This is a genomic window from Mycobacterium barrassiae (assembly GCF_025822765.1).
In the GTDB taxonomy this organism is placed as follows: Bacteria; Actinomycetota; Actinomycetes; order Mycobacteriales; family Mycobacteriaceae; genus Mycobacterium; species Mycobacterium barrassiae.
Map to the genome: position 1 here is coordinate 90,846 of NZ_JACKUK010000014.1, position 25,683 is coordinate 116,528.

At 66.5% G+C, this 25,683-nt stretch carries 27 protein-coding genes; 12 read left to right on the forward strand and 15 right to left on the reverse strand.

What is annotated here, in order from left to right:
• Nucleotides 1-12: 12 nt before the first annotated feature.
• The 3 genes from zwf to tkt are packed head-to-tail and all read right to left on the reverse strand — an operon-like array spanning nucleotide 13 to nucleotide 4,768.
• On the reverse strand, nucleotides 13-1,539 hold the full coding sequence (zwf, locus tag H7J93_RS04700; RefSeq protein ID WP_267305133.1) for a glucose-6-phosphate dehydrogenase: 1,527 nt from the start codon (nucleotides 1,537-1,539) through the stop codon (nucleotides 13-15).
• Nucleotides 1,536-2,657: a transaldolase gene (tal, locus tag H7J93_RS04705; protein ID WP_267305309.1), complete on the reverse strand. Its 1,122-nt coding sequence runs from the start codon at nucleotides 2,655-2,657 to the stop codon at nucleotides 1,536-1,538. The genes zwf and tal overlap by 4 nt, the downstream gene beginning before the upstream one ends.
• 17 nt (nucleotides 2,658-2,674) lie before the next feature.
• A complete protein-coding gene (gene tkt, locus H7J93_RS04710; protein WP_267305134.1) occupies nucleotides 2,675-4,768 on the reverse strand; it encodes a transketolase in 2,094 nt (697 codons plus the stop codon).
• Between the two features lie 177 nt (nucleotides 4,769-4,945).
• Here tkt and H7J93_RS04715 point away from each other — a divergent pair, with 177 nt between their 5' ends.
• Together H7J93_RS04715 and H7J93_RS04720 are read left to right on the forward strand one after the other, a co-directional pair.
• A complete protein-coding gene (locus H7J93_RS04715; RefSeq protein WP_267305135.1) occupies nucleotides 4,946-5,878 on the forward strand; it encodes a heme o synthase in 933 nt (310 codons plus the stop codon).
• A gap of 10 nt (nucleotides 5,879-5,888) precedes the next feature.
• Nucleotides 5,889-6,839, forward strand: a complete 951-nt coding sequence (locus H7J93_RS04720; protein ID WP_267305136.1) for a DUF1254 domain-containing protein — start codon at nucleotides 5,889-5,891, stop codon at nucleotides 6,837-6,839.
• Here the strand turns inward: H7J93_RS04720 and H7J93_RS04725 are convergent.
• On the reverse strand, nucleotides 6,836-7,807 hold the full coding sequence (locus H7J93_RS04725; RefSeq protein ID WP_267305137.1) for a quinone oxidoreductase family protein: 972 nt from the start codon (nucleotides 7,805-7,807) through the stop codon (nucleotides 6,836-6,838). The genes H7J93_RS04720 and H7J93_RS04725 overlap by 4 nt on opposite strands.
• Before the next feature lie 17 nt (nucleotides 7,808-7,824).
• On the opposite strand from H7J93_RS04725, the gene H7J93_RS04730 reads away from it, so the two are divergent.
• Nucleotides 7,825-8,763, forward strand: coding sequence for an ATP-grasp domain-containing protein (locus H7J93_RS04730; protein WP_267305138.1), 939 nt, complete (start codon nucleotides 7,825-7,827; stop codon nucleotides 8,761-8,763).
• Here H7J93_RS04730 and H7J93_RS04735 read toward each other — a convergent pair.
• On the reverse strand, nucleotides 8,659-9,669 hold the full coding sequence (locus H7J93_RS04735) for a COX15/CtaA family protein (protein ID WP_267305139.1): 1,011 nt from the start codon (nucleotides 9,667-9,669) through the stop codon (nucleotides 8,659-8,661). The two genes, H7J93_RS04730 and H7J93_RS04735, sit on opposite strands and share 105 nt — an antisense overlap.
• 118 nt (nucleotides 9,670-9,787) lie before the next feature.
• Nucleotides 9,788-10,366, reverse strand: coding sequence for a TetR/AcrR family transcriptional regulator (locus H7J93_RS04740; RefSeq protein ID WP_267305140.1), 579 nt, complete (start codon nucleotides 10,364-10,366; stop codon nucleotides 9,788-9,790).
• A 90-nt stretch (nucleotides 10,367-10,456) separates the two neighbouring features.
• Here H7J93_RS04740 and H7J93_RS04745 point away from each other — a divergent pair, with 90 nt between their 5' ends.
• Nucleotides 10,457-11,143, forward strand: coding sequence for a hypothetical protein (locus H7J93_RS04745; RefSeq protein ID WP_267305141.1), 687 nt, complete (start codon nucleotides 10,457-10,459; stop codon nucleotides 11,141-11,143).
• Here the strand turns inward: H7J93_RS04745 and H7J93_RS04750 are convergent.
• From H7J93_RS04750 to H7J93_RS04765, 4 genes are read right to left on the reverse strand one after another with little or no spacing between them, the layout of a single operon-like run.
• A complete protein-coding gene (locus H7J93_RS04750) occupies nucleotides 11,057-11,830 on the reverse strand; it encodes an ABC transporter permease (protein WP_267305142.1) in 774 nt (257 codons plus the stop codon). The genes H7J93_RS04745 and H7J93_RS04750 overlap by 87 nt on opposite strands.
• Nucleotides 11,827-12,768: an ABC transporter ATP-binding protein gene (locus tag H7J93_RS04755; protein WP_267305143.1), complete on the reverse strand. Its 942-nt coding sequence runs from the start codon at nucleotides 12,766-12,768 to the stop codon at nucleotides 11,827-11,829. The genes H7J93_RS04750 and H7J93_RS04755 overlap by 4 nt, the downstream gene beginning before the upstream one ends.
• Nucleotides 12,765-14,468, reverse strand: a complete 1,704-nt coding sequence (gene mptB / locus H7J93_RS04760) for a polyprenol phosphomannose-dependent alpha 1,6 mannosyltransferase MptB (RefSeq protein ID WP_267305144.1) — start codon at nucleotides 14,466-14,468, stop codon at nucleotides 12,765-12,767. The genes H7J93_RS04755 and mptB overlap by 4 nt, the downstream gene beginning before the upstream one ends.
• 16 nt (nucleotides 14,469-14,484) lie before the next feature.
• Nucleotides 14,485-15,492 (reverse strand): NADP-dependent oxidoreductase, encoded by a 1,008-nt coding sequence (locus H7J93_RS04765; protein ID WP_267305145.1) that lies wholly within the window; start codon nucleotides 15,490-15,492, stop codon nucleotides 14,485-14,487.
• A gap of 76 nt (nucleotides 15,493-15,568) precedes the next feature.
• Here H7J93_RS04765 and H7J93_RS04770 point away from each other — a divergent pair, with 76 nt between their 5' ends.
• Genes H7J93_RS04770 through H7J93_RS04800 form a run of 7 tightly spaced genes read left to right on the forward strand, consistent with a single transcriptional unit; the run spans nucleotide 15,569 to nucleotide 21,720 of the window.
• Nucleotides 15,569-16,288 (forward strand): helix-turn-helix transcriptional regulator, encoded by a 720-nt coding sequence (locus H7J93_RS04770; protein ID WP_308204906.1) that lies wholly within the window; start codon nucleotides 15,569-15,571, stop codon nucleotides 16,286-16,288.
• Nucleotides 16,285-17,712 (forward strand): Fe-S cluster assembly protein SufB, encoded by a 1,428-nt coding sequence (gene sufB / locus H7J93_RS04775; protein WP_267305147.1) that lies wholly within the window; start codon nucleotides 16,285-16,287, stop codon nucleotides 17,710-17,712. The genes H7J93_RS04770 and sufB overlap by 4 nt, the downstream gene beginning before the upstream one ends.
• Nucleotides 17,712-18,899: a Fe-S cluster assembly protein SufD gene (gene sufD, locus H7J93_RS04780; RefSeq protein ID WP_267305148.1), complete on the forward strand. Its 1,188-nt coding sequence runs from the start codon at nucleotides 17,712-17,714 to the stop codon at nucleotides 18,897-18,899. The genes sufB and sufD overlap by 1 nt, the downstream gene beginning before the upstream one ends.
• Nucleotides 18,899-19,669: a Fe-S cluster assembly ATPase SufC gene (sufC, locus tag H7J93_RS04785; protein ID WP_267305149.1), complete on the forward strand. Its 771-nt coding sequence runs from the start codon at nucleotides 18,899-18,901 to the stop codon at nucleotides 19,667-19,669. The genes sufD and sufC overlap by 1 nt, the downstream gene beginning before the upstream one ends.
• 2 nt (nucleotides 19,670-19,671) lie before the next feature.
• The gene (locus H7J93_RS04790; RefSeq protein WP_267305150.1) at nucleotides 19,672-20,928 is read left to right on the forward strand and encodes a cysteine desulfurase; all 1,257 of its coding nucleotides are present in this window, start codon (nucleotides 19,672-19,674) and stop codon (nucleotides 20,926-20,928) included.
• 11 nt (nucleotides 20,929-20,939) lie between these two features.
• Entirely contained in the window at nucleotides 20,940-21,395 is a 456-nt protein-coding gene (gene sufU, locus H7J93_RS04795) for a Fe-S cluster assembly sulfur transfer protein SufU (RefSeq protein ID WP_267305310.1), read from the forward strand.
• Complete coding sequence (locus H7J93_RS04800; protein ID WP_267305151.1) at nucleotides 21,373-21,720, forward strand: metal-sulfur cluster assembly factor; 348 nt, start codon at nucleotides 21,373-21,375, stop codon at nucleotides 21,718-21,720. The genes sufU and H7J93_RS04800 overlap by 23 nt, the downstream gene beginning before the upstream one ends.
• A 41-nt stretch (nucleotides 21,721-21,761) precedes the next feature.
• Here the strand turns inward: H7J93_RS04800 and H7J93_RS04805 are convergent, their stop codons facing one another.
• The 5 genes from H7J93_RS04805 to H7J93_RS04825 all read right to left on the reverse strand — a co-directional run bounded on the left by H7J93_RS04805 (nucleotide 21,762) and on the right by H7J93_RS04825 (nucleotide 25,068).
• Nucleotides 21,762-22,106 carry a hypothetical protein gene (locus H7J93_RS04805; protein ID WP_267305152.1) on the reverse strand — a complete coding sequence of 115 codons (345 nt, stop codon included), beginning with the start codon at nucleotides 22,104-22,106 and terminating at the stop codon, nucleotides 21,762-21,764.
• A gap of 93 nt (nucleotides 22,107-22,199) precedes the next feature.
• Nucleotides 22,200-22,760, reverse strand: coding sequence for an HAD-IA family hydrolase (locus H7J93_RS04810; protein WP_267305153.1), 561 nt, complete (start codon nucleotides 22,758-22,760; stop codon nucleotides 22,200-22,202).
• A 105-nt stretch (nucleotides 22,761-22,865) separates the two neighbouring features.
• Nucleotides 22,866-23,300, reverse strand: coding sequence for a VOC family protein (locus H7J93_RS04815; protein ID WP_267305154.1), 435 nt, complete (start codon nucleotides 23,298-23,300; stop codon nucleotides 22,866-22,868).
• Nucleotides 23,297-24,175 carry a DUF427 domain-containing protein gene (locus tag H7J93_RS04820; RefSeq protein WP_267305155.1) on the reverse strand — a complete coding sequence of 293 codons (879 nt, stop codon included), beginning with the start codon at nucleotides 24,173-24,175 and terminating at the stop codon, nucleotides 23,297-23,299. Before H7J93_RS04820 ends, H7J93_RS04815 begins: the two co-directional genes overlap by 4 nt.
• Nucleotides 24,176-24,198: 23 nt before the next feature.
• Nucleotides 24,199-25,068 (reverse strand): alpha/beta fold hydrolase, encoded by an 870-nt coding sequence (locus tag H7J93_RS04825; protein ID WP_267305156.1) that lies wholly within the window; start codon nucleotides 25,066-25,068, stop codon nucleotides 24,199-24,201.
• 85 nt (nucleotides 25,069-25,153) lie between these two features.
• On the opposite strand from H7J93_RS04825, the gene H7J93_RS04830 reads away from it, so the two are divergent.
• Nucleotides 25,154-25,675: a CGNR zinc finger domain-containing protein gene (locus tag H7J93_RS04830; protein WP_267305157.1), complete on the forward strand. Its 522-nt coding sequence runs from the start codon at nucleotides 25,154-25,156 to the stop codon at nucleotides 25,673-25,675.
• Nucleotides 25,676-25,683 lie beyond the last annotated feature (8 nt).

Genomic DNA, 25,683 nt, shown 5'->3' on the forward strand with positions numbered 1-25,683 from the left:
GTCGCCTTCGCGTCACGGCCGCCTCCATTCCCTGCCCATGCGGTGCAACATCTCGTCGGCGGACGCAGGTCCCCAGGTACCGGACTCGTATGCTTCGGGTTTGCCGTGCGACGCCCAGTAGTCCAGCACCGGATCCAGTATTTCCCAGGAGAATTCGACCTCGCGGTTCACCGGGAACAACGACGGCTCGCCAAGCAGTACGTCGAGGATCAGGCGTTCATAGGCCTCGGGGGAGTCCTCGGCGAACGCCGAGCCGTACGAGAAGTCCATGTTCACGTCGCGGACTTCCATGGCACTGCCCGGGACCTTGGAGCCGAATCTCGTGGTGATGCCTTCGTCGGGCTGAACCCGGATCACCAACGCGTTCTGCCCGAGTTCCTCGGTCATCGTCTTGTCGAAGGGCAGGTGCGGGGCCCGCTTGAAGATCAGCGCGATCTCGGTGACCCTGCGGCCCAAGCGTTTTCCGGTGCGAAGGAAGAACGGCACCCCGGCCCATCGGCGGGTGTCGATCTCGAGGGCGATCGCCGCGTACGTCTCGGTGGTCGAATCCTTGGAGAAGCCCTCCTCCTCGAGCAGGCCGACCACCTTCTCGCTGCCCTGCCATCCCGCGGCGTACTGACCGCGCGCCGTGGTCTGGTCCAGCGGCTGCATCACCTGGGTGGCGGAGAGCACCTTGATCTTCTCGGCCTGCAACTCGCCGGGTCCGAAGTTGACGGGCTCCTCCATCGCGGTCAGCGCCATCAGCTGCAGCAGGTGATTCTGGATGACGTCACGGGCCGCGCCGACACCGTCGTAATAGCCGCCGCGGCCACCGAGGCCGATGTCCTCGGCCATGGTGATCTGGACGCTGTCGACGTAGTTGTTGTTCCAGATCGGTTCATACAACTCGTTCGCGAAACGCAGCGCCAGGATGTTCTGGACCGTCTCCTTGCCGAGGTAGTGGTCGATGCGGAACACCGACTCCTCGGGAAACACACTGTTGACCACTGCGTTGAGATCTCGTGCGCTGGCCAGGTCGTGCCCGAACGGCTTCTCGATGACCACCCTGCTCCACGAGCCCTCGCGTTGATTGGCCAGCCCCGACTGCTTGAGCTGTTCGCACACCACGGGGAACGCGTTCGGTGGGATCGACAGGTAGAAGGCGTGGTTGCCGCCGGTGCCGCGTTCAGCGTCCAGCTTCTGCAGCGTCTCGGCGAGCCGCTCGTAGCCCTTTGGGTCGTCAAAGGTGCCCTGGGCGAATCGAATTCCCTCCGCCAAGCGGTCCCAGACTTCCTGACGGAACGGCGTACGGGCGTGCGCCTGGACGGCCTCATAGACCAGCTTGGCGAAATCCTCGTCCGCCCAGTCGCGCCGGGCGAACCCGACGAGGGCGAAGTTGGCCGGCAGCAGCCCCCGGTTGGCGAGGTCGTAGATCGCCGGCATCAACTTCTTGCGCGCCAGGTCACCCGTCACACCGAAGATGACCACCGCGCAGGGGCCTGCGATGTGGGGCATCCGCTTGTCGCGCTTGTCGCGCAGCGGATTGCGCCACTCGCTCATTTCTTGGCGACGTCGAGCTGACCCTGCGTCGCTTCGAGAAGTTCTAGCCATGACTTCTCGAACTTCTCCACACCCTCGTCTTCGAGGACCCTGAAGACATCCGGCAGATCGATGCCGACAGCGTCGAGCTTGTCGAACACCGCCTGTGCCTCGCCGGCCGTTCCGGTGACGGTGTCTCCGGTGATGACGCCGTGGTCGGCCACGGCCTCGATCGTCTTCTCCGGCATGGTGTTCACGGTGTTGGGCGCGACGAGCTCGGTGACATACAGGGTGTCGGAGTAGTCCGGGTTCTTCACACCGGTCGACGCCCACAGCGGCCGCTGGACCCGCGCGCCGTCGGCCTTGAGAGCCGCGTAACGCGAACCGCCGAGGAACACCTCTTCGTATGCGGCGTAGGCGAGTCGGGCGTTGGCCACCCCCGCCTTACCGCGCAGTGCGAGCGCTTCATCGGATCCGATCTTCTCCAGCCGATTGTCGATCTCGGTGTCCACCCGCGACACGAAGAACGATGCGACCGAATGGATCTTGGAGATGTCGTGGCCGGCCTCCTTGGCCTTCTCCAAGCCCTGGAGATACGCGTCCATCACCAGGCGGTGGCGCTCGACGGAGAAGATCAGCGTGACGTTTACCGAAATGCCTTCGGCGAGAACAGAGGCAATGGCTGGAATGCCGGCTTCGGTGGCGGGGATCTTGATCAGCAGGTTGGGCCGGTCGACGATCTTCCACAGCTCGATGGCCTGCAGGATCGTCTTGTCGGTGTCGTGCGCCAGCCGCGGGTCGACCTCGATCGACACCCGGCCGTCGACACCGTCGGACAACTCGTACTGCTTGGCCAGCACGTCGCAGGCGTTGCGCACGTCGTCGGTGGTGACGGTGCGGATGGTCGCGTCGACGTCGGCGCCGCGCTCAGCCAGCTCCTTGACCTGATCGTCGTAGGCGTTGCCCTTGGACAGCGCCGCCTGGAAGATCGACGGGTTGGTGGTCACTCCGACGACGCTGCGGGTGTCGATGAGCTCCTGCAGGTTGCCGGTTTGCAGCCGGTCTCGTGACAGGTCGTCGAGCCACACGGAGACGCCTGCGGCGCTCAAGGCGGCCAGATTCGGGTTCTGCGTCATGATGTTCGCCCTTCTTCGGTCTAGTTCTCGATGGATCGCTCTGCCGCGGCGGCGACGGCCTCGGGGGTGAAGCCGAACTCGCGGAACAACGTCTTGTCGTCGGCCGATTCGCCGTAGTGCTCGATCGACACGATCTCGCCGGTGTCCCCGACCAGCTTGTACCAGCTCTGTGCGACGGCCGCCTCGACCGCCACCCGCGCCGAAACCGTTGGGGGCAGAACCGAATCGCGGTATTCCTTGGGCTGCGATTCGAACCACTCGACGCACGGCATGGACACCACATACGCCGTGATGTCCTTCTCGGCCAACAGCTTCTTGGCTTCCACCGCAAGCTGCAGTTCCGAACCGGTGGCGATGATGATCACGTCGGCGTCATCGGCGGGATTACCGCCGCCGAGCACATAGCCGCCCTTTGCGACACCCTCGGCGTCGGTGCCCTCCAGCACTGGAATGCCCTGGCGCGTGAGAATGAAACCCACAGGCCCGCTGCCGTTTCCGCGGGCGAGGATGCTGCGCCAGGCGTAGGCCGTCTCGTTGGGATCCCCGGGCCGTACCACCGAGAGGTTGGGGATCGCCCGCAGCGCCGCGAGGTGCTCGATCGGCTGATGTGTCGGCCCGTCCTCACCAAGCCCGATGGAGTCGTGGGTCCAGATGTAGATGGTGTCGATGTCCATCAGCGATGCCAGCCGGACCGCGGGGCGCATGTAATCGGAGAACTGAAGGAACGTTCCACCGAAGGCGCGCGTCGGGCCGTGCAGCACGATGCCGGACAGGATCGAGCCCATGGCGTGCTCGCGGATGCCGAAATGCAGCACCCGGCCGTACCAGTCCGCGGTGAAGTCCTCGGTAGAAATGGACGGCGGACCGAACGACTTCACCCCCTTGATGGTGGTGTTGTTGCTGCCGGCGAGGTCGGCCGAACCGCCCCACAGCTCCGGCAGTTTCGGCGCCACATCGTTGAGCACCTGACCGAACGCAGCCCGAGTCGCGATCGGCTTGCTGCCGGGCTCCCAGTACGTCAGGTCGGCGTCCCAGCCCTCCGGCATCTCCTGGGCGAGCAGCCGGTCCAGCAGGGCCTTGCGTTCGGGTTCGCGTTCGGCCCAGGCGTCGAATTGCGGCTGCCACTTCTCGTGGGCTTCCCGGCCGCGGGCCACCAGCTTGCGGGTGTGCTCGATGACCTCAGGGCGCACCTCGAACGTCTTGTCCGGATCGAATCCGAGCACTTTCTTGGTGGCCGCGACCTCTTCGTCGCCCAGCGCCGATCCGTGCACGCCGCCGGTGTTCATCTTGGTGGGCGCCGGGTAGCCGATGATCGTGCGCAACGCGATGAACGACGGCTTGTCGGTGACCTTCTTGGCTTCGGCGATGGCTTGTTCTATACCGACGACGTTCTCGCCGCCCTCGACCTCCTGGACATGCCAGCCGTAGGCGCGGTAGCGGGCAGCGACGTCCTCGGACAGCGCGATGTTGGTGTCGTGCTCGATCGAGATCTGGTTCTTGTCGTAGAACACGATCAGGTTGCCGAGCTGCTGGGTGCCGGCCAGTGACGACGCCTCGCTGGTGACGCCCTCCTCGATGTCACCGTCGGAGGCGATCACATAGATGTAGTGGTCGAACGGGCTCTCACCGCACGGCGTGTCCGGGTCGAACAGGCCGCGCTCATACCGCGACGCCATCGCCATCCCGACGGCCGAGGCCAGGCCCTGCCCCAGGGGTCCCGTGGTGATCTCCACGCCCTTGGTGTGGCGGAACTCCGGATGGCCGGGGGTCTTGGACTTCCACGTCCGCAGCGACTCGATGTCGGAGAGCTCCAACCCGAAGCCGCCGAGGTAGAGCTGGATGTACAGCGTGAGGCTGGAATGTCCGCAGGACAACACGAAGCGGTCGCGGCCCAGCCAGTGCACATCACTGGGGTCGTGGCGCATCTGGCGCTGGAACAACGTGTACGCGAGCGGCGCCAGGCTCATCGCCGTGCCGGGGTGCCCGTTACCGACCTTCTGCACCGCGTCGGCGGCCAACACCCGCGCAGTGTCGACAGCCAGGGAGTCGACATCGGTCCAGTCATCGGGGTGATGCGGACGGGTCAGGGTGGAAATCTCTTCGAGCGTGGTCACAGGCGCCCTCTCCAGGTCGAATGTTGAGCTCGGCAAGCTGCCTCTTCGACCACCCTAGTGCGGGAGCGTCTTCGGCTGCAGTCTGCTAGGGGGACGATTAGGCCGCCGTTCGGGAGCGGTCTACCATCCTCTGTAGTAGACGCCGTGTGCGCTGCAGCCATTTCAAGGAGTCACTGCGTGGATATTCGCGAGAGCCCGCTCCCCGTTGGGACGCACGGCCGGGTGCGCACCACGCTGTTGGGCTACCTCTCGCTGACGAAGCCGCGGGTCATCGAGCTGCTTCTGGTCACCACCATCCCGGCCATGCTGCTTGCGCACCGCGGCACCGTCGATCCGCTGCTGATCCTGAACACGCTGTTCGGCGGTCTGCTGGCGGCTGCGGGCGCGAACACGCTCAACTGTGTGGCCGACGCCGACATCGACAAGAAGATGAAGCGCACCGAGCGCAGGCCGCTGGCCAGGGACATCGTCCCGCGCAGTCATGCGCTGATCTTCGGGCTGATGCTCTCCGTCGGCTCGTTCTTCTGGCTGTGGTGGACGACGAACATGCTGTCGGCCCACCTGGCCGGCGCGACGATCGCGTTCTACGTGCTCGTCTACACGCTGCTGCTCAAGCGCCGCACGACGCAGAACGTGGTGTGGGGCGGCGCGGCGGGCTGCATGCCGGTGATGATCGGCTGGTCGGCGGTCACCGGCACCATCCAATGGCCCGCGCTCGTCATGTTCGCCATCATCTTCTTCTGGACGCCGCCGCACACCTGGGCGCTGGCGATGCGCTACAAGGAGGACTACGCCGCAGCCGGGGTGCCGATGCTGCCCGTGGTGGCCACCGAGACGCAGGTGACCAAGCAGATCCTGATCTACACGTGGCTGACCGTGGTGGCCACTCTGGCGCTGACGCTCGCCACCGGCTGGCTGTACGCCGCAGTGGCCATCCTGGCCGGCGCGTGGTTCCTGGTGATGGCGCATCAGCTGTACGGCGGTGTGCGACGCGGCCAGCCGGTCAAGCCGCTGCGGCTCTTCCTGCAGTCGAACAATTACCTCGCGGTGGTGTTCCTCGCGCTGGCCATCGACTCGGCGCTCGACCTTCCCACGCTGCTGCACCTGTAGCCGTCGGCCGATGTCCGGTGTCCGCGTCACCCCAGACAACTTCGCTCGCGCCGAGAGCGACCTCTACTTCGGAAACATCGTCAAGGACGGTGGTTTCGGCAGGTTCTTCCACATTCGTGAGCTGACCCCGATCGACCACCAGCTCGTCATCCGGGCCAACCGTGACACGCTCTACTCGGCGGCGGTCTTCGACCTGGACGCCGGCGCGGTAACCATCACGCTGCCCGACGCCGGTGGGCGGTTCCTGTCGATGCAGGTGATCGACGAGGACCACTACACCCCCGAGGTCCTCTACGACGCCGGCGAACACACCTTGACCCGCGAGCAGATCGGCACCCGCTACGTCGCGACCGCGGTGCGCATCCTGGTCGACCCCGACGACCCCGACGACCTCTCGGCGGTGCACGCCCTGCAGGACGCCATCGCTGTCAGCCAGGACGACTCCGGATCCTTTGACGTACCGCACTGGGATCCGGTGAGCCAGAGGACGGTTCGCGACGCCCTGATCACGCTGGCGACCACGCTGACCGACACCAGGGCCGCATTCGGCACCAGGGCGGACACCGACCCGGTGCGCCACCTGATCGGGGCTGCCAACGCCTGGGGCGGCAATCCGGAGAAGGACGCGCTGTACCTCACCGTCGTCCCAGCCGAGAACGACGGCGCGACGGTGCACCGGCTGGTCGTTGGTGAGGTCCCCGTGGACGGGTTCTGGTCGGTGACCGTCTACAACGCGGACGGCTACTTCTCGCCGAACGCGCAGAACGCGTACTCGTACAACAACGTGACCGCGCAGCGGGACGAGGACGGAACCATCACCATCCAGTTCGGCGGGTGCGACGGTGCGACGCCCAACTGCCTGCCGATCACACCGGGCTGGAACTACACCGTCCGGCTGTACCGTCCGCGCAGCGAGGTTCTCGACGGCACGTGGACCTTCCCGCAGGCGCAGCCCGTCTAGGGGACCAGCACCACCGAGCCGACGGTTTTGCGGCCGTGCAGATCGCGGTGGGCGTGGGGGGCGTCTTCGAGGCGGTATCGCTCGCTGACGGTGACGGTGAGGGTGCCGTTGGAGATCGCATCGAGCAGTTCACCTGCCCGCCAGGCGAACTCGTCGGGGGTGCGGGTGTAATGCACCAGCGTCGGCCGCGTCAAGAACAGTGAACCCGCGGCATTGAGGCGCTGCGGGTCGAACGGCGGCACTGGTCCGCTGGACGCGCCGAACAGTGCCAGCGTGCCGCGGACGGCGAGGCTGGCGAGACTGGCGTCGAACGTGGCGGCCCCCACGCCGTCATAGACCACGGCGACGCCGCCGTCGGTGAGCTGCTTGATCTTGGCGCCGAACTCCGCGGGATCGTCGGGGTAGTCGAGCACCTCGACGGCGCCCGCCTTACGCGAGAGCTCGGCCTTCTCGGGGGTGGACACCGTGGTGATCACCCGCGCCGCCAGGCTGGTCGCCCACTGCGTCAAGATCAGCCCCACACCGCCTGCGCCCGCATGCACCAGGACCGCGTCACCCTGCTGCACCGGGTACGTCGAGAAGATGAGGTAGTGCGCCGTCATCCCCTTGAGCAGGGCCGCGGCTGCCACGTCGGCGCTGACACCATCGGGGACGTAGGCGCAGAAATCCGCTGCGGCCAAGGCGTATTCGGCATACGCGCCGTTCGCCTGGGCGGTCACCACCCGGTCGCCGACCGACAGCGCGGCCACCCCGTCGCCGACAGCCTCGACGGTCCCGCACACCTCGTTGCCGAGGATGAAGGGCAGCTCCCGCGGGTACTGCCCCGAGCGGAAGTACGTGTCGAGGAAGTTCACCCCGATCGCCTCGGCCTTGATCAGCACCTCGCCGGGCCCAGGGGTCGGCTGCGGCTTCTCGACGTAGGTCAGGACTTCTGGTCCGCCGGTCTCGGCGATTTCGATGGCGTACATCCTTCTATCCTGCCTTGGTGAAACTTGCCCGACCCGACGTCTTCCATCCCCGCCTCGTACTCGCCGGCTGTCAGGCGTTACCTGAGGGAGACGGGGACGACGCCGGACTGGTCGATGTGCTGCGCAAACACGGCCTGCACGCTCGCTGGCTGCCCTGGGACGACCCGGCCACACTGGACGCCGATCTGGTGATCCTGCGGGCGACGTGGGACTACATCGAGCGCCTCGACGAGTTCCTGGACTGGACGACGAAGGTCAAGAACCTCGTCAACGCCCCGCGCGTGGTGGCGTGGAACACCGACAAGCGGTATCTGCTCGACCTCGCCGAAGCCGGGGTGCCGATCATCCCCAGCCATTTCGCCGCGCCGGGGGAGCGAGTGCGCCTGCCCGCCGGTGAGGTCGTGGTGAAACCCGCTGTCGGTGCTGGATCTGTTGGTGCACAAAGATTCACCGATCGCGACGACGCGCGTCGCCACGTCGATGCGTTGCACGCCGACGGTCGGACGGTGCTGGTGCAGCCCTATGACCGACGGGTCGAGAACGGTGAGACTGCGATGGTCTTTCTCGGCGGTCGGGAGTCGCACGCATTCACCAAGGGGCCGATTCTGCCGGCGCCGGGTGAACGTCCGGCGTTCGACGATTCGGGCACGTACGCCGAGGAGTCGCTGACACCGGCCGAGCCGGACTTCGAGCTGTGGGACGTCGGCCATGCGGCGTTGGCCGCCGCGGCCGCTCACCTCGATATCGAGGTTGCTGAGCTGCTGTACGCCCGCGTCGACGTGATCGGCGGACCCTCCGATCCGCAACTGCTCGAACTCGAACTCGTCGAGCCGTCGCTGGGTTGGCGTCAGCTAGACGCCGCGACCAGGGCGCGCAGGCAGCGCGACTTCGTCGTCGGGGTCGAGGACACCCTCGAGCGGCGCGGTCTCGGTCCGCTCTCGCATCGACGCCCATAGCGCGGCGGTCGCGGCCGTACATGCGGCCGCGCCTGCGACGTGGAGGGCGACCAGCGCCGCGGGGACGTTGTTGTAGAACTGGACGGCGCCGACGGCTCCCTGGGCGCACACGAGCACAACGAGCACCCCGAGCCGCAGCAGGACCGGCCTCGCTGCGCGGACGGCGAGCAGCCCGAAGCCCAGCGCCACGAGCAACGACAGGTAGGCCACGAGAAGCGTCGAGTGCATGTGCACGAGCGTGGTGATCTCGACCTGGAGCCGGGGCACCTGCTGGGTGATGCTCTTGTCGCCCGCGTGCGGGCCCGCGCCGGTGACGAACGTCCCGGTCACCAGCACCGCGGCGAGCGTGATCGCGCTGAGAACGGTCAACTGGCGCAACGGTTTCGGAACACGGTGGCGGACGACGCCGTCGTCGGGTTCGCCGATCTTGACGTAGAGCAGCACCGCGACCCAGACCATGGTCATCGATGCCAGCAGATGGATGGCCACCGTCCACCACAGCAGCCCGGTGAGCACCGTGATGCCACCGATGACAGCCTGGACCACCGTCGATGCGGGCATCAGCCACGCGTAGATCAGCACCTCGCGGCGCCTGCGTGCCCGGGTCACGGCGAGCACGGCCAGCGCTGCGGTCAGCACCACCAGGAACGTGAGCATTCGGTTGCCGAACTCGACGGCCTGATGGATACCGGCGACCTCGGGGTGGGGGATGGGCGTGAAGCTGCCGGGGAAGCACTGGGGCCACGTCGGGCAGCCGAGGCCCGAGGCGGTGACGCGGACGATCGCTCCGGTCACCGCGATACCGCCCTGGGTCACGATGACGGCGGCGGCGATGGCGCGCTGGACTCGCAGGCTCGGCAAGGGCAGAAGGTCGACGAGCCGCAGGAAGATTCGTCCGACGGGCACGGCTTAGATCGTAGAGCAGCTGTAACTACAGCCCGTAGTAGGGCTGGCCCAATCGCTATCCACGAAGTGCAGAGGAAGTTCGAGTGCGGACCTGCAAAACGTGGATAGCGATGCGAGCTCAGGCGGGACGACGTGGCGACACGAACGGCACCAGGACCTCGTCGACCAGCTGGACCACCAGCTCGTCGGTGATCGGGTCGCCCGTGATCAGCAGGCGGTGCCACAACACGCTCTGTCCCAGTTCACGCGCGATCTCGACGGGTACGTCGGACCGGACATCGCCGCGCTCGATTCCGCGGGCCAGCAGCGCGGCCATCTCCCGCTTGCGCCAGCCGATGACGTCCTGCTGAAAGGTCGCCATCAACTCGGGGTCGTGGGCCGCGGCCGCGACGGCGGCGCGCAGCACGTCGGCCTGCGGCCCGGTGAACAGCGCCGCCCATCCGCGCAGGATCGCGAGCATGTCGGTGCGGTAGCTGCCGGTGTCCTCGTGGGGGATCGCGGTGGTGGCGATGCGTAACAACGTGTCCCGCAGCAGTGCGGCGCGGTCGGGCCAGCGCCGATACAGCACAGGCTTGCTCGTCTGCGCCGCTGCGGCGACGGCCTCCATGGTGACCCCGGCCGGGCCGTGCTCGGCCAGGAGATCGAGGACGGCGGTGCGTATCGCCGCATCCAGTTCGTCACCGTGACGTCGCCGCATCGGACCTCCTCAAAAGAAACGCTTGCGTATCTTACGACCGAAGTCTAACCTGACCTCATAAGAAACGCTACCGTATCTTGGAGGTTCACAATGAGTCGTCTTGTGCTCTATCCGCTGCGCCCCGTCAGCTCAGCGACAGTCCATTTCAGCGAGCATCCGCACGGCCGGCGCCGCATCACGATCGATCACCGGCCGCTACCAGGCGTCACCCCGGCGATGATGCTCGACTGGTTCACCCACCTCGGCGGCACGATGTCCTACGGCGGCGAGGTCATCGATCGCTACCTCGCCTGGCATCCCATCGACCACATCAAGTGGGAACTCGCCCGGGAGGCGCCGGGCGGTGGTGCGGCCGAGGGGGCGCGGTTCCACATGGTCGAGGCGTTCGGCGCCAGGCCTGAGTACACGATCGATGAGATCGCCCGCGTCGAGAAACTCGACGAGACCGGCATCCGGCTGGTCAGGAGGGTGGCCGGTGTTCCCGTGTTCCAACTCGAGCACACCTGGTCGGCGGGCAGCGACGGCGCGCACTATGTCTCGGTGATGGACCTCGGCGTCCGGTCGGCGCTGCTGGCCCCGATCAACCGCATCGTGTGCCGCCTGTTTCCCGAGGACAAGATGCGGGCCTGGGTCAAGCACAACATCGAAGAAGTCGGTCAGCTGGAATATCTGCTGCCGCAACTGAAATCGTCAGGTGAAACGGAACCAGCGCAGGGCGGCCAGCGCCGCGACGCCGCCCCACACCGCGAGTACCGCCAGGCCGAACCAGTCAACTGACGGCGTCATCGCCTGCGACAGCGCCTCGGTGAGCGCGCCCGACGGGGTCAGTCGCGCCACCCAGGCCAGCGCGGTGGGCACCATGCCGGTCTCCACTGTCAGCGCGCCGAGTCCGGCGAAGACGAACCACAACAGGTTGGCCACCGCCAGCACGATCTCGGCGCGCAGGGTGCCGCCCAGCAGGAGGCCGAGCGCGGCGAAACCGGCGGTGCCCAACGCGATGATCACCGCGCCAAGGGCGAGGCCGACGAGGCTCGGACGCCAGCCGAGCGCAAACCCTATGACGCCCAAGATGATTGCCTGGAGGAACACGACCGCGACGACGGCCAGCGACTTGCCCGCGATGATGCCCCATACCGGCAGCGCGGTCGCGCCAAGCCGTTTGAGCGCCCCGTACCGGCGATCGAACGCCACGGCGATCGCCTGTCCCGTGAATGCGGTAGAGATCACCGCCAGCGCCATGATCGCGGGGACGAAGGTCGCCGCCCGGTTGTCGCCGAACGATCCCAACGGCAGCAGCGTCAGCCCCACCAGCAGGGTGATCGGGATGAACATCGTGAGCAGCAGCTGTTCGCCGTTGCGCAACAGCAACTTCAGCTCGAGACCGAACTGTGCGGTCAGCATCTTCCGGACCGTCGCCGGACGCGGGTCGGGCGTAAACGTCCCTGGCGCAAAGCGATTCGTCACGGCCGCAACTCCCGCCCGGTGAGGTCCAGAAACACGTCTTCGAGGCTGCGTTGTTCCACCCGCATGTCGGTGGCCAGCACGTTGACCCGCGCGCACCACGCGGTCACGGTCGCCAGCACCTGCGGGTCGATATCGCCTTCGACCAGATATTCGCCCGGCGCGGTCTCTTTGGCCGTGTACGTCTCGGGCAGGGCGGACACCAGAAGCGACAGGTCGAGCATTCGCGGGGCGCGGAATCGCAGTTGGTTCTCGGCGCCGCTGCGCATCAGTTCCTGGGGTGTTCCGGTCGCCACCGCGACACCGTGGTCGATGATGACGATCCGATCGGCGAGTTCCTCGGCTTCGGCGAGCTGATGGGTGGTCAGCACCACCGTCACACCGTCGCGGCGCAGCCCGTCGATCAACTCCCACACCACGATTCGGGCGTGTGCGTCCATGCCTGCGGTCGGCTCGTCGAGGAATACCAGCTCCGGGCGGCCCACCACGGCGCACGCGAGTGCCAGTCGCTGCTGCTGGCCGCCGGAGAGCCTGCGGTACGTGGTCTTGGCCGAGTCCGTCAGGCCCAGCGTGTCCATCAGCCACTGCGGATCGAGCGGGTTGGCGGCATAGGAGGCGACGAGATCGAGCATTTCGCCGGCCCGTGCGGCGGGGTAGGCGCCGCCGCCCTGCAGCATCACGCCGATGCGTTCGCGCACCGCGGCATTGTCGGCGACCGGATCGAGTCCGAGGATCTCGATCGTGCCCGAGTCGGGCTTGATGAAGCCCTCGCACATCTCGACGGTCGTGGTCTTACCGGCACCGTTGGGCCCGAGCAGGGCGAGCACCTCGGCGCGCGCCACCTCGAGGTCGAGCCCTGCCACCGCCGTCGTCGACCCGTACCGCTTGCTGACCCCGCGTAGGCGGACGGGGACGGGGGAGGTCCCCGATGGGTCGGTCACGGGGATTCAGCGTAGGCGTCGGGCTGCACCTGTTGTGGCGGCGGTGGCGGTGACGGCTTCGCCGCCATGTCGGCACCGTCCGTCTCGACGGGCACGTTGCGCCACGGCAGATGACGGTAGGTCAGCGCGATGAGCAACAACACGATCACCGTGCTCGCCACGACGGCCAGCAGGATCTGGAACAACGTGAACCGGTCGCCGTTGGCGGTCGGGCCGAAGATGCCGACGACGAGGGTCACGACGATCGTCGTCGTGCGGAAGGCCGGGCGGGTGGCCCACGCGGCCAGCGGGATGACCGCCCACAGCACGTACCAGGGCTGCACCACCGGAAACAGCAGGACGGTCAACCCGAGGGCGACACCGAGCCCACCGACCGGATGCAGGCGTCCGCGCAGGACGGCCAGCAGCAGCCAGGTCACCAGAATCGCGATGACGACGACACCGATCGCACGGGTCAGGCCGAGTATCGCGGTGGTGTGGTCGCCCAGCCCGAGCAGAATGCCGACCTGCCCGGTGCCCAGCGCGGCCAGCGTCGGCAGCGACATCCAGCTGCGCACGACGTTCGCGGTGCCCAGCGTGAAAAGCCAACCGAACCCGAGGCCGCTGGCCCAGCCGATCAGTGCCATCACCGCCACCGACACCGCGGTCAGCGAACCGCCCGCCAGGATGAACGCCTTGAACGTGCCGCCCCATCGGCAGGCCAGCGCCATCGCCACGAAGCCGAGGGCAAGCAGCGACGGCAGTTTGACCTGTGAGGACATCGTGATCAGCACGACGCCCACCAGGAGCATCAGCGACGGCCGCCAGCGCGCCCACGCTTCGGGCCCCTGCGGCCAGGCCAGCGGCCTTGGAATCAGCGGGCGCGCGGCGTCGATGCCCCGCAGCGCGAACTCGGTGCCCGCGAGCATCAAGCCCAGCATCAACGCCTCGTTGTGGATGCCCGCGACCAGATGCATGATCAGCAGCGGGTTGGCCGCGCCCAGCCACAGCGCACTCACCTCGGCCACCCCACACCGCCGGGCCAAACGCGGTGTGGCCCAGACGATCAGGCCGACGCCAAGCAGCACCACCAGTCGGTGGCACAGCACCGCGGCGACGATGTTCTCACCGGTGATCGCCGAAATGCCCTGCCCGATCCACAGGAACAACGGGCCGTACGGTGCGGGCGTTTCGCGCCACATGTTCGGCACCGACAGCGTGAAGACGTGGTCGAGGCCGAGGCCGGGCGCGGGTCCGACACGGTAGGGATCCAGACCTTTCATGGCGATCTCGCTCTGCGCCAGATAGGAGTAGACGTCGCGGCTGTACATCGGGGGCGCGATGAGCAGCGGCAGTACCCACAGCAGCAGGGTGCGATCCAGCTGGCTGCGCGACATCCGCCGTTGCCCGAGCGCAAACCGCCCGAGCATCAGCCATGCGAGCGCCATCATCACCGCGCCGGTGGTGGTCATCGTCAGCGACACCGTCTGGATCCGCGACGGCAGGTTGAGCAGACGAACGCCGAACGTCGGATCCTGCACCACGGGGCGGGCGCCGACACCCAGCGCGCCGATCGCCATCAGCACCGTGCCGGTCGCGCCGAACAGGCGGGTGCGCCGCATCGCGACGACTTCGGCGTCGTTGAGCGGCGAGCCCACCGCACGTTCGTCGGCATGCCAACGGGCAATCGACGAGCTCAGGGACCGGGCGCGGGCGGCCATCAATGCAGCGTAACCGTCAAAGCGCGACGATCACCTTTCCGGTGTTTCCGCCGCTGAACAACAGATTCAACGCATCGGGCGCCTTCTCGAGGCCCTCGACGATGTGCTCCGACGACTTGATTTTGCCTTCAGCGATCCAGCCGGCCATCTCGATCTGCGCGGCAGGGAAGCGGTCCAGGTAGTCGAGAATGATGAACCCCTCCATGCGCCCACGGCGCACCAGCAGGTTCAGATAGTTGCTCGGGCCGGGCGGCGGACCGTCTTCGTTGTAGGTGGAGATGGCCCCGCACAGCACCACGCGGCCGCGGTGCGCGATGTTGGCCAGGCAGTCGTTGAGGATCGAGCCGCCGACGTTGTCGAAGTACAGGTCGATACCGTCCGGGCAGGCTTCGCGGAGTCGCGCCGCGACGTCCTCGTTCTTATAGTCGATCGCCTCGTCGAAACCGAGCTCGTCGACGATGTGGGCGCACTTCTGCGGCCCGCCGGCGATGCCCACCACCTTCTTGGCGCCCTTGATCTTCGCGATCTGCCCCGCCGCCGAGCCGGTGGCACCCGCCGCTCCCGAGACCACCACGACGTCGCCCTCGGCGACCCGGCCCACGTCGGTGATGCCGAAATAGGCGGTCATGCCGGTGACGCCGAGGATCCCGATCGCCATGCCCGGCGAAACGCCCTCGGGCAGCACCTGCATCGCGCGCTCGCCGGCGTCGACGATCACGTAGTCCTGCCACCCCGTCATGCCGAACACCAGCTGCCCGGGCTGATAGGCGTCGGTCCGGCTCTCGACGACCTCGCCGACGCCGCCGCTGCGAACGACCTCGCCGATCTGGATCGGGGGCAGGTAGCTGGGCACGTCGTCCATCCACGTGCGGATCGTCGGGTCGATCGACAGGTATCGGACCTTCACCAGGGCCTCGCCGTCGCCGGGCTCAGGGGCCGGTTCGGGCTCCAGGCGTACCGTCTCGTCGTCGACGAGCCCGGAGGGCCGCCTGGCCAGGATCAGGCGCCGGTTGGCTTCGCTCATTGGCCGATCCTATGACGGTGCTCACGTAAGGCTGCCCTTGCTAGACCCGGTTTCGGAATTCCGTCACAATAGTGTTGTGAAATTCAGCCCGGACAGTGCCGACCGCCATACGCGTGGCGCGATCGTCCAGCTCCTGCTGGAGTCCGGGCCCATCACCGCAGGCGAGATCGGCGATCAGCTGGGTATCTCGGCCGCGGGCGTTCGCAGGCATCTCGACGCGCTTATGGAGGCCGGTGACGCGCAGTCCAGCGCGGCGGCGGCGTGGCAACACAGCGGCCGCGGCAGGCCCGCCAAGAGGTACCGGCTCACCCCGGCCGGTCGCGCGAAAATGGGCCACGCCTATGACGATCTGGCGGCCGCGGCCATGCGCCAGCTGCGCGAAATCGGTGGGGACGATGCGGTGCGCACGTTCGCGCGGAGGCGCATCGACAGCATCCTCTCGGGAGTAACCGAGGGAGCCGATGACGTTGAAACTGTCGTCGATCGCGTGGCAGATGCACTGACCAAGGCCGGGTACGCTGCGACCGCCACCAAGGTGAGCGGACCCCTCCACGGAATAGAGCTGTGTCAGCATCACTGCCCGGTGTCGCACGTCGCCGAGGAGTTCCCGGAGCTGTGCGAAACCGAGCGGGAGGCGTTCGCCGAGATCCTGGGTACGCACGTACAGAGGCTCGCCACGATCGTCAACGGTGACTGCGCGTGCACCACGCACGTGCCGCTTACCGAGACCCACAAGACCCTTCGGCACACAGCCCACGCCGAAGAAACCACGAGCAAGCTAGGAGCGTCGACATGACGACCACCCCAGAAGCCCTGACCCAGGAGCAGACCATTGAGTCACTGGGTCGCTACGGCTATGGCTGGGCGGACTCCGACGTCGCGGGGGCCAGCGCCCAGCGCGGCCTGTCCGAGGCAGTGGTGCGCGACATCTCCGCCAAGAAGAGCGAGCCCGAGTGGATGCTGCAGACCCGGCTCAAGGCGCTGCGCACTTTCGAAAAGAAGCCGATGCCGAACTGGGGTTCCAACCTCGAGGGCATCGACTTCGACAACATCAAGTACTTCGTGCGGTCCAGCGAGAAGCAGGCCGCCACATGGGACGACCTGCCGGCCGACATCAAGAACACCTACGACAAGTTGGGCATCCCGGAGGCGGAGAAGCAGCGGCTGGTCTCGGGTGTGGCGGCGCAGTACGAGTCCGAGGTCGTGTACCACTCGATCCGCGAGGACCTCGAGGCCCAGGGCGTGATCTTCCTCGACACCGACACCGCGCTCAAAGAACACGAGGACATCTTCAAGCAGTACTTCGGCACCGTGATCCCCGCCGGTGACAACAAGTTCTCCGCGCTGAACACCGCTGTGTGGTCGGGTGGTTCGTTCATCTACGTGCCCAAGGGTGTCCACGTCGACATCCCGCTGCAGGCTTACTTCCGGATCAACACCGAGAACATGGGCCAGTTCGAGCGCACGCTGATCATTGTCGACGAGGACGCCTATGTGCACTACGTCGAGGGCTGCACCGCGCCGATCTACAAGAGCGACTCGCTGCACTCGGCGGTGGTGGAGATCATCGTCAAGCCGGGCGGCCGGTGTCGGTACACCACCATCCAGAACTGGTCGAACAACGTCTACAACCTGGTCACCAAGCGGGCGCGGGCCGAGGCCGGCGCCACGATGGAATGGGTGGACGGCAACATCGGCTCGAAGGTGACGATGAAGTACCCCGCCGTGTGGATGACCGGCGAGCACGCCAAGGGTGAGGTGCTCTCGGTGGCGTTCGCGGGCGAGGGTCAGCATCAGGACACCGGCGCCAAGATGCTGCACCTGGCGCCGAACACGTCGAGCAACATCGTCTCGAAGTCAGTCGCGCGTGGCGGCGGCCGCGCCTCCTACCGTGGCCTGGTTCAGGTCAACAAGGGCGCGCACGGCTCGCGGTCCAGCGTGAAATGCGATGCGCTGCTTGTCGATACGGTCAGCCGCAGTGACACCTACCCGTACGTCGACATCCGCGAGGACGACGTCACGATGGGCCACGAGGCCACGGTGTCGAAGGTCAGCGAGGACCAGCTGTTCTATCTGATGAGCCGCGGCCTCACCGAGGACGAGGCGATGGCGATGGTCGTCCGCGGCTTCGTCGAGCCCATCGCCAAGGAACTCCCGATGGAGTACGCGCTGGAGCTCAACCGGCTGATCGAGCTGCAGATGGAAGGTGCGGTCGGCTAGTGAGCAACTTGACCGAGGCAGTTGAGGGTTCGGCCCTCACTGCCGTCAACAAGGGTGAACTGTTCTCGTCGTTCGACGTCAACGCGTTCGAGGTGCCCGGCGGCCGTGACGAGATCTGGCGGTTCACGCCGCTGAAGCGGCTGCGCGGCCTGCACGACGGGTCGAATGGGGACCCGAGCGGCACCGCGCGCATCACCGTGACCGAACGTCCCGGCGTCACCGTTGAATCCGTACAACGTGGGGACCAGCGGCTCGGCCAGGCCGGCAAGCCTTCCGATCGCGTTGCCGCGCAGGCCTTCTCGTCATTCGAGTCGGCGACCATCGTGACCGTCGCGCGGGATACCGAGATCGCCGAGCCGATCGAGATCGTCATCGACGGACCCGGCGAGGACCAAGTCGCCTACGGCCACCTGCAGATCCGCGTCGAAGAACTGTCGCGGGCCATCGTCGTCGTCGACCTGCGTGGCAGCGGGGTCTACGCAGACAACGTCGAGATCATCGTCGGCGACTCGGCAGGGCTTGGCGTCATCTGGATCGCCGACTGGGCCGACGACACCGTGCACGTCAGCTCGCACCACGCCCTGCTGGGCAAGGATGCGACGCTCGGGCATGTCAACGTCACCCTCGGCGGCGACGTCGTGCGGACCACCGCCACGGTGCGCTTCACCGCACCCGGCGGCGAGGCCAAGATGCTCGGCACCTACTTCGCCGACGACGGCCAGCACTTCGAATCGCGCCTGCTCGTGGATCACTCGCAGCCCAACTGCAAGTCGGATGTGCTGTACAAGGGTGCGCTGCAAGGCGATCCGGAGTCGCGCAAGCCTGACGCGCACACCGTGTGGGTCGGCGACGTGCTGATCCGCGCTGAGGCCACCGGCACCGACACCTTCGAGGTGAACCGCAACCTGGTGCTCACCGACGGCGCCCGCGCCGATTCGGTACCCAACCTGGAGATCGAGACCGGCGAGATCATCGGCGCCGGCCACGCCAGCGCCACCGGCCGTTTCGACGACGAGCAGTTGTTCTATCTGCGCGCCCGCGGCATTCCCGAGGATCAGGCCCGCCGTCTGGTGGTGCGCGGCTTCTTCAACGAGATCATCGCGAAGATCGCCGTGCCCGCAGTGCGCGACCGCCTGACCGAAGCCATCGAACGAGAATTAGCAATCACGGAATCGAGTACGTCGTAATGACCACACTGGAAATCAAAGACCTGCACGCATCGGTCTTCACGCCGGAAGGCGAAGAGGTTCCGATCCTCAAGGGCGTCAACCTGACGGTGAAGTCGGGGGAGACCCATGCGGTCATGGGGCCCAACGGATCCGGCAAGTCCACGCTGTCCTACGCGATTGCCGGTCATCCCAAGTACACCGTGACCTCCGGGTCGATCACGCTGGACGGTCAGGACGTGCTCGAGATGAGCATCGACGAGCGCGCCCGCGCCGGCCTGTTCCTCGCCATGCAGTATCCGATCGAGGTGCCCGGCGTATCGATGTCGAACTTCCTGCGCACCGCCGCCACCGCCGTGCGCGGTGAGGCGCCCAAGCTGCGGCACTGGGTCAAAGAGGTCAAGACGGCCATGTCCGACCTCGACATCGACCCGTCGTTCTCCGAACGCAGTGTCAACGAAGGCTTCTCGGGCGGTGAGAAGAAGCGCCACGAGATCCTGCAGCTCGGTCTGCTCAAGCCCAAGATCGCGATCCTCGACGAGACCGACTCCGGCCTCGACGTCGACGCGCTGCGCGTCGTCAGTGAAGGGGTCAACCGCTACCGGGAGACCGAGAACGGCGGCGTCCTACTGATCACGCACTACACGCGGATCCTGCGCTACATCAAGCCGCAGTTCGTTCATGTTTTCGTCGGCGGTCGCATCATCGATTCCGGTGGTCCGGAGCTGGCCGACGAACTCGAAGAGAACGGCTACGAGCGCTTCACCCAGGCAGCCCCCGCGGAGGCCTGACCGTGACGGCTGCGAAGACGCTCGACCTGACGGCGATAAGGGCGGACTTTCCGATCCTGAGCCGGGTGATGCGCGGCGGAAAACAGCTGGCATACCTGGACTCCGGGGCGACCTCACAGCGGCCGCTGCAGGCCCTCGACGCTGAGCGTGAGTTTCTGATCACCTCCAACGGGGCAGTGCACCGCGGTGCGCACCAGCTGATGGAGGAGTCCACCGACGCCTACGAGCAGGGCCGCGCCGATATCGCGGCCTTCGTGGGCGCGGACACCGACGAGCTGGTGTTCACCAAGAACGCCACCGAGGCCATCAACCTGGTGTCGTACGCGGTCGGCGACGACCGCTTTCCCGCAGCCGTCGGACCCGGCGACGTCATCGTCACCACCGAACTCGAGCACCACGCGAACCTGATCCCGTGGCAGGAGCTGGCGCGCCGCACGGGTGCGACGTTGAAGTGGTACGGCGTCACTTCCGAAGGGCCTGAAGCGGGACGGATCGATCTCGATTCACTCGAGCTCGACGAACGCGTGAAAATCGTTGCCTTCAGCCATCATTCCAACGTCACGGGTGCGATCGCCCCGGTGGCCGAACTGGTCGCGCGGGCGAAGGCGGTCGGTGCGCTGACCGTGCTCGACGCCTGCCAGTCGGTGCCGCACCAGCCCGTCGACTTCCACGCCCTCGACGTTGATTTCGCGGCGTTCTCCGGACACAAGATGTTGGGGCCCAACGGGATCGGTGTGCTCTACGGCCGACGCGAGCTGCTCGATCAGCTGCCCCCGTTCATCACCGGCGGATCGATGATCGAGACGGTGACCATGGAGCAGACGACGTACGCCCCGGCTCCGCAGCGGTTCGAGGCGGGCACGCCGATGACCTCTCAGGTCGTCGGCCTTGCGGCGGCCGCACGGTATCTGACCGAGGTGGGCATGGAGGCCGTCGAGGCGCACGAGGCCGAACTGGTGGCTGCAGCGCTCGAAGGGTTGTCGGGCGTCGACGGCGTGCGCATCATCGGCCCGGCGTCGCTCGAAAACCGCGGTTCACCAGTGTCATTCGTGCTCGACGGGGTACACGCCCACGACGTGGGCCAGGTGCTCGACGACGAGGGTGTCGCGGTGCGGGTGGGTCACCACTGCGCGTGGCCGTTGCATCGGCGGTTCGGCATCGCAGCGACCGCGCGGGCGTCGTTCGCCCTCTACAACACCCGCGACGAGATCGACCGCCTCGTCGCCGGCGTCAAGCGGGCCGTGGAGTTCTTCGCGTGAGACTCGAGCAGATGTATCAGGAAGTGATCCTGGATCACTACAAGCATCCGCATCACCGTGGGCTGCGCGAGCCCTATCACGCGCAGTCGTATCAGGTGAACCCGACGTGCGGCGACGAGGTCACGCTGCGCGTCACGTTGTCCGACGACGGCGAGCACATCGCCGACATCAGCTACGACGGGCAGGGCTGTTCGATCAGTCAGGCGTCGACCTCGGTGCTCACCGACCAGGTGATCGGCCAGGACGTCGGCGCGGCGCTGAAGACCGTCGCGGCGTTCACCGAGATGATTTCGTCGCGCGGGGCCGTCGAGGGCGACGAGGATGTGATCGGAGACGGCATCGCGTTCGCGGGCGTCTCGAAGTACCCGGCGCGGGTGAAATGCGCGCTGCTGGGTTGGATGGCCTTCAAAGATGCACTAGCGCAGGCCAGTGAGGAGATTTCAGATGAGCGACACCGCAGTGCCTAGCGACGAACTGCTCGCCGATCTCGAAGAGGCGATGCGCGACGTCGTCGATCCCGAACTCGGCATCAACGTCGTCGACCTCGGTCTGGTGTACGGCCTGAACGTCGAGCAGGGGGACGAGGGGAACGTCGCGTTGATCGACATGACGCTGACGTCGGCGGCCTGCCCCCTGACCGATGTGATCGAGGACCAGTCGCGCACCGCGCTGGTGGGCAGTGGACTGGTCAAGGAGATCAAGATCAACTGGGTGTGGAACCCGCCGTGGGGTCCGGACAAGATCACCGAGGATGGCCGCGAACAGCTGCGGGCGCTGGGCTTCACAGTCTGAGTTCGCGGCCGTCCCGGTCATCGCTGCACAGCCAACATCGCTCAACAGACGATCTGTCCGCCGAACAGGCCGGTGCCGCATTCGAAGGGCGAAGCCGGAGGCATCGGGCCATCCCAGACATTGCTGGGGCTGTAGTCGATGGAGCCGTCCAGATTCTTGGTGGCCACATTGCCGGTGCCCATGCTCACGTACTGCCAGGTGTGGCAGACGTTCATGTCCCAGACATAGACGCCTCCGGGCCCGGACGGCGGGAGCATTGATTGCCCTGGGCACCATTGATGGGGCACCGATGGCGCGGCCACCGCAGTGCCCGTGCCGATGCCCAGGCCTGCCGCCGCGAGACTGACCGACGCCAGCGCGCCGACGAGTATCCGTTTGGTAGACATGTACTTCCTTTTGTTCGGGCGCCGCTCCCTTAGCGACGTCGTTCAGCCGAAGTACACCGCGTGGGCCTTGGAAGATCCTTGACGCAGCCGTCTCTAGCTAAGTCGGTCGGCGAGTTCCCGCAGGTCGGCGGCCACCACATCAGGCGCAGGGACCTCACGAGTCGGCAGTGGCGCGTTGCCAGGACGGGTGATCAGCGCGGCGCCGAAACCCGCGGATTGCGCACCCATCGTGTCCCACGGGTGGGCGGCGACCATCATGCATTGCGACGGCGCCACCCCCAGCGCTTCGGCGGTTCCGGTGTAGAGCTGACGGGCCGGCTTGAACAGCCGCCAGGTGTCGACGCTGAACTGTTTCTCGAAGAACTCCGCGACGCCCGCGTTGTCCAGGGGCGTCGCACCGGAACCGGTGGGGGAATTCGTCAGGGTGACCAGGCGATAACCCTGCGCGCGCAGCGCCGCCAAACCCTCCGCCACATCGGTATGGGCGGGCATGGTGCGCATTCCATGCGCGAGTCGTCGAGATCGCCCTCGGTCACCGGTGTCCCACGAATGTCGCCGAGCATCCGCAGCACCGCCTGTCCGAGCGTGAAGAAGTCGACGTACGTCTCCGACAGGGTGACCGCCATCGAGTACATGACGAGCTGGTTGTACCACTCGCGAACCACGCCGCAGTCGCCGAAAACCCGGTCGAAATGCGGTTCGAGGGCTTCGATGTCGAGCAGGGTCTCGTTCACGTCGAACACCAGAACCGAAGGGCGGTCATCCATTCCGATGGTCCCGTTCCTGGAGGACCCAGTGATTTCCGTCGGGATCGCTGAAGTCGGCGAAGCTGGCGTAGTCGGATCTGTGCGGATCGGCGCCCAGTCGGTAGCGACCTCGCCACTCGCCGTGGTCGATGTCCTTGTGGCGGATGGATGTCACGCCGACACCGCGGTCGACGAGTTCGTCCCGCACGGCAGTGATGTCGTCGACCACGAGGTACAGGCCACGCACCGAGCCGGGATGCGCGTAGGTGAGCCCGACGCCGAATTGGATCGAGGTGCTTGACCCAGGCGGTGTCAGCTGCACGACCCGGAAATCCGGCGCGGGTGCATAGTCGACGTCCAGCGTGAACCCGAGTCTGTCCTGGTAGAAATCCAGCGACTTGTCGATATCCGACACCGGCACGATCACAACCTCCAGCGTCGCCTTCACGATGTGCTCCGTGCGGCGTTCTGCAGCACCTCGTCGGCGTCCAGTCCGCGGTCGATGCCGTGGGCGACGACGGTTTGACCCGGTTCGAGCTGCAGGCGCCGGTCGTCGAGCCACACCTCGATCTTGTCGGGTTCGAAGGAAACCAGACCGCTCACCCTGCCGGACTCCGGCCACGCGTCGAGATAGGACCAGGCAGCCTTCTGGTGTTCGCCGACGGTGTAGTAGTCGGCCAACCCTTTGTATGGGCAGAACGTCTGGCCGTCAACGTGTTCGAGCTGTGTCTCGTCGACGTCCTCGCGCGGCACGTACCACCGCGGCGCGAAACCCGACTCGTACAGGACCACCGGGCGATGGGTGTCGGCGATCACCCGTTCGCCGTCGCGAACGACGAGATGGCGTGACGAATTCCTGATGTCGATGCGGTGGTACGGGTCTGCCGCATGCCCGACGATGCGGTCGTCCTCTTCGTAGAAACCGTCCATCGCCCGCCACGCGAATGCGACGCGGTTCGTCAGTTCGTCTGCGTATTCGGGCGGCGCGGTGTGCTCCCACGCCGCGTGGGGGAGGCGTCGATCACCGACTACCACGGTGTACCACTGCATCTCGCCCAAGTCGCCGTGTTGGGTGACGCGGTCCTCGGCGACCAAGATGCCGTCGACGATGTCCTCCACAGGAAAGTAGGCGACGGGGTAGCGCCCCGGTTCGTGCAGCGCCAACACGTTCTCGCTGTCGGCGACCCAGTGGTCACCGACGCGCACCCGCATCCGCCGGCGCAGCGGCTCGGCGAACAGCAGGTGTTCGGGCATCGGTTGCGCGGTCAGGAATCGCCCGATCGAACCCGCGGCCAGCGGACTTTGTTGCCATGCCAATCCCATTGTGGTGCCCCTTCGTTCGATGGTTATGCAGTGGTTCGCTGGAGGAAGTCGCGGATCAGGTCGGCGACTTTCTCGGCTGCCGTCTCCAACAGGAAGTGGCCGCCGTCGAGCAGATGAATCTCGGCGCCCGGCGCGTCCTTGCCGAAGGCACGGGCGCCGTCCGGTCCGAAAATCGGGTCGCCTTCACCCCATACCGCGAGTACCGGCACCCCGCTGGAGCGGAGGTACTCGTGCAGCGCGGGGTACATGGGCGCGTTCGTCGCATAATCCCGGAAGAGCTTGAGCTGCACCTCGTCGTTGCCGGGTCGGCTCACCAGCGCGGCGTCGTGCATCCACGTGTCGGGGCTGACGAGCGATTCGTCGCTGACGCCGGCCACGTACTGCCACCGGATTCCCTCAACGCTGAGCGCCGTGCGCACACCGGCCTCGTTGGCAGGGTTCTGATCGCGCTGGTAGTCCCAGACCGAGGTCCAGAAGGTCTCGACAAAACCTTCGTCATAGCCGTTGCCGTTCTGCGTGACGATCGCGGTGATCGCCTGCGGGTGCCGCAGGGCCAGCCGCCATCCGATCGGGGCGCCGTAGTCCTGGACGTAGATCGCGTACCGGGTCTGGCCCAGCTGATCGAGCAGTCCCTCGGTGAGGTCGGTCAAGGCGTCGAAGGTGTAGTCGAATTCGTCGACGGTGGGTGCGTCGGACAGTCCGAAGCCGAGGTGGTCCGGAGCGATCACGTGATAACGGTCGGCCAGCCGGGGGATCAGGTCGCGGAACATGAACGAACTGGTCGGAAACCCGTGCAGCAGGACCAGCGTCGGCGCGTCCTGTGGACCCGCCTCCCGGTAGAACAGCCGATGGCCGCTGACGGTGGCATATCGATAGTGGACCTGCGCTCCCATGACTAACTCCTTTAACTAGTTTTATCGGTTAGTGACAGTGAACTCTTCGTGATGTAACCTGTCAATAGCAATTTGGAGGTTAGTTATGGATCTGGTGGCAATAAGCCCGTCCGATGAGGCGTTGTTGCTCGATCTACTCAACACAACGCCCGTGATCGACGGCATCGTGCACGACGGCCTCGCCGATTCGACTGCAGCGAAAGCCTGGATGCGCGCACACGGCATCGCTGCTACGAAAGAGGAGGAAGCCGCGCTGGTCGAGGCGCGATCGACACTGCAGAAGGTGGTGCGTGGCGAGATCGGCACCAAAACGCTGAAGAGGTTCGTGGCGGACGTCCGCTTGCGGCCCGTCGTCGACGGCGACGGATTGGACTGGCGGCTCGACGTCGAGGCCGGCGCCACCGGTGCGGCGCGCGCGGTGCTGGCCTGGGACGCGCTGCGGATCTCCAGTCCCGGCCGGCTGCGGCCATGTGCGAACTCCGAATGCCGACTGTTCCTCATCGACCGCAGCAAGCCCAATACGGCCCGCTGGTGTTCGATGGCCATCTGCGGAAACCGGATGAAGGCCCGCAGGCACTACCGTCGCGCGCGCTCGGCCGACGCGTGACCACACCG

What these genes read in the sequence shown, in the direction of transcription:
- H7J93_RS04825 (WP_267305156.1), bottom strand. Translation starts at nt 25,068, where the DNA reads ATGGGAGCGCAGGTCCACTATCGATATGCCACCGTCAGCGGCCATCGG.
- mptB (WP_267305144.1), bottom strand. Translation starts at nt 14,468, where the DNA reads ATGGCCGCCCGCGCCCGGTCCCTGAGCTCGTCGATTGCCCGTTGGCAT.
- H7J93_RS04800 (WP_267305151.1), top strand. Translation starts at nt 21,373, where the DNA reads ATGAGCGACACCGCAGTGCCTAGCGACGAACTGCTCGCCGATCTCGAA.
- H7J93_RS04830 (WP_267305157.1), top strand. Translation starts at nt 25,154, where the DNA reads ATGGATCTGGTGGCAATAAGCCCGTCCGATGAGGCGTTGTTGCTCGAT.
- H7J93_RS04805 (WP_267305152.1), bottom strand. Translation starts at nt 22,106, where the DNA reads ATGTCTACCAAACGGATACTCGTCGGCGCGCTGGCGTCGGTCAGTCTC.
- H7J93_RS04765 (WP_267305145.1), bottom strand. Translation starts at nt 15,492, where the DNA reads ATGAGCGAAGCCAACCGGCGCCTGATCCTGGCCAGGCGGCCCTCCGGG.
- sufU (WP_267305310.1), top strand. Translation starts at nt 20,940, where the DNA reads ATGTATCAGGAAGTGATCCTGGATCACTACAAGCATCCGCATCACCGT.
- sufB (WP_267305147.1), top strand. Translation starts at nt 16,285, where the DNA reads ATGACGACCACCCCAGAAGCCCTGACCCAGGAGCAGACCATTGAGTCA.
- zwf (WP_267305133.1), bottom strand. Translation starts at nt 1,539, where the DNA reads ATGAGCGAGTGGCGCAATCCGCTGCGCGACAAGCGCGACAAGCGGATG.
- sufC (WP_267305149.1), top strand. Translation starts at nt 18,899, where the DNA reads ATGACCACACTGGAAATCAAAGACCTGCACGCATCGGTCTTCACGCCG.
- H7J93_RS04720 (WP_267305136.1), top strand. Translation starts at nt 5,889, where the DNA reads ATGTCCGGTGTCCGCGTCACCCCAGACAACTTCGCTCGCGCCGAGAGC.
- H7J93_RS04725 (WP_267305137.1), bottom strand. Translation starts at nt 7,807, where the DNA reads ATGTACGCCATCGAAATCGCCGAGACCGGCGGACCAGAAGTCCTGACC.
- H7J93_RS04740 (WP_267305140.1), bottom strand. Translation starts at nt 10,366, where the DNA reads ATGCGGCGACGTCACGGTGACGAACTGGATGCGGCGATACGCACCGCC.
- H7J93_RS04820 (WP_267305155.1), bottom strand. Translation starts at nt 24,175, where the DNA reads ATGGGATTGGCATGGCAACAAAGTCCGCTGGCCGCGGGTTCGATCGGG.
- H7J93_RS04745 (WP_267305141.1), top strand. Translation starts at nt 10,457, where the DNA reads ATGAGTCGTCTTGTGCTCTATCCGCTGCGCCCCGTCAGCTCAGCGACA.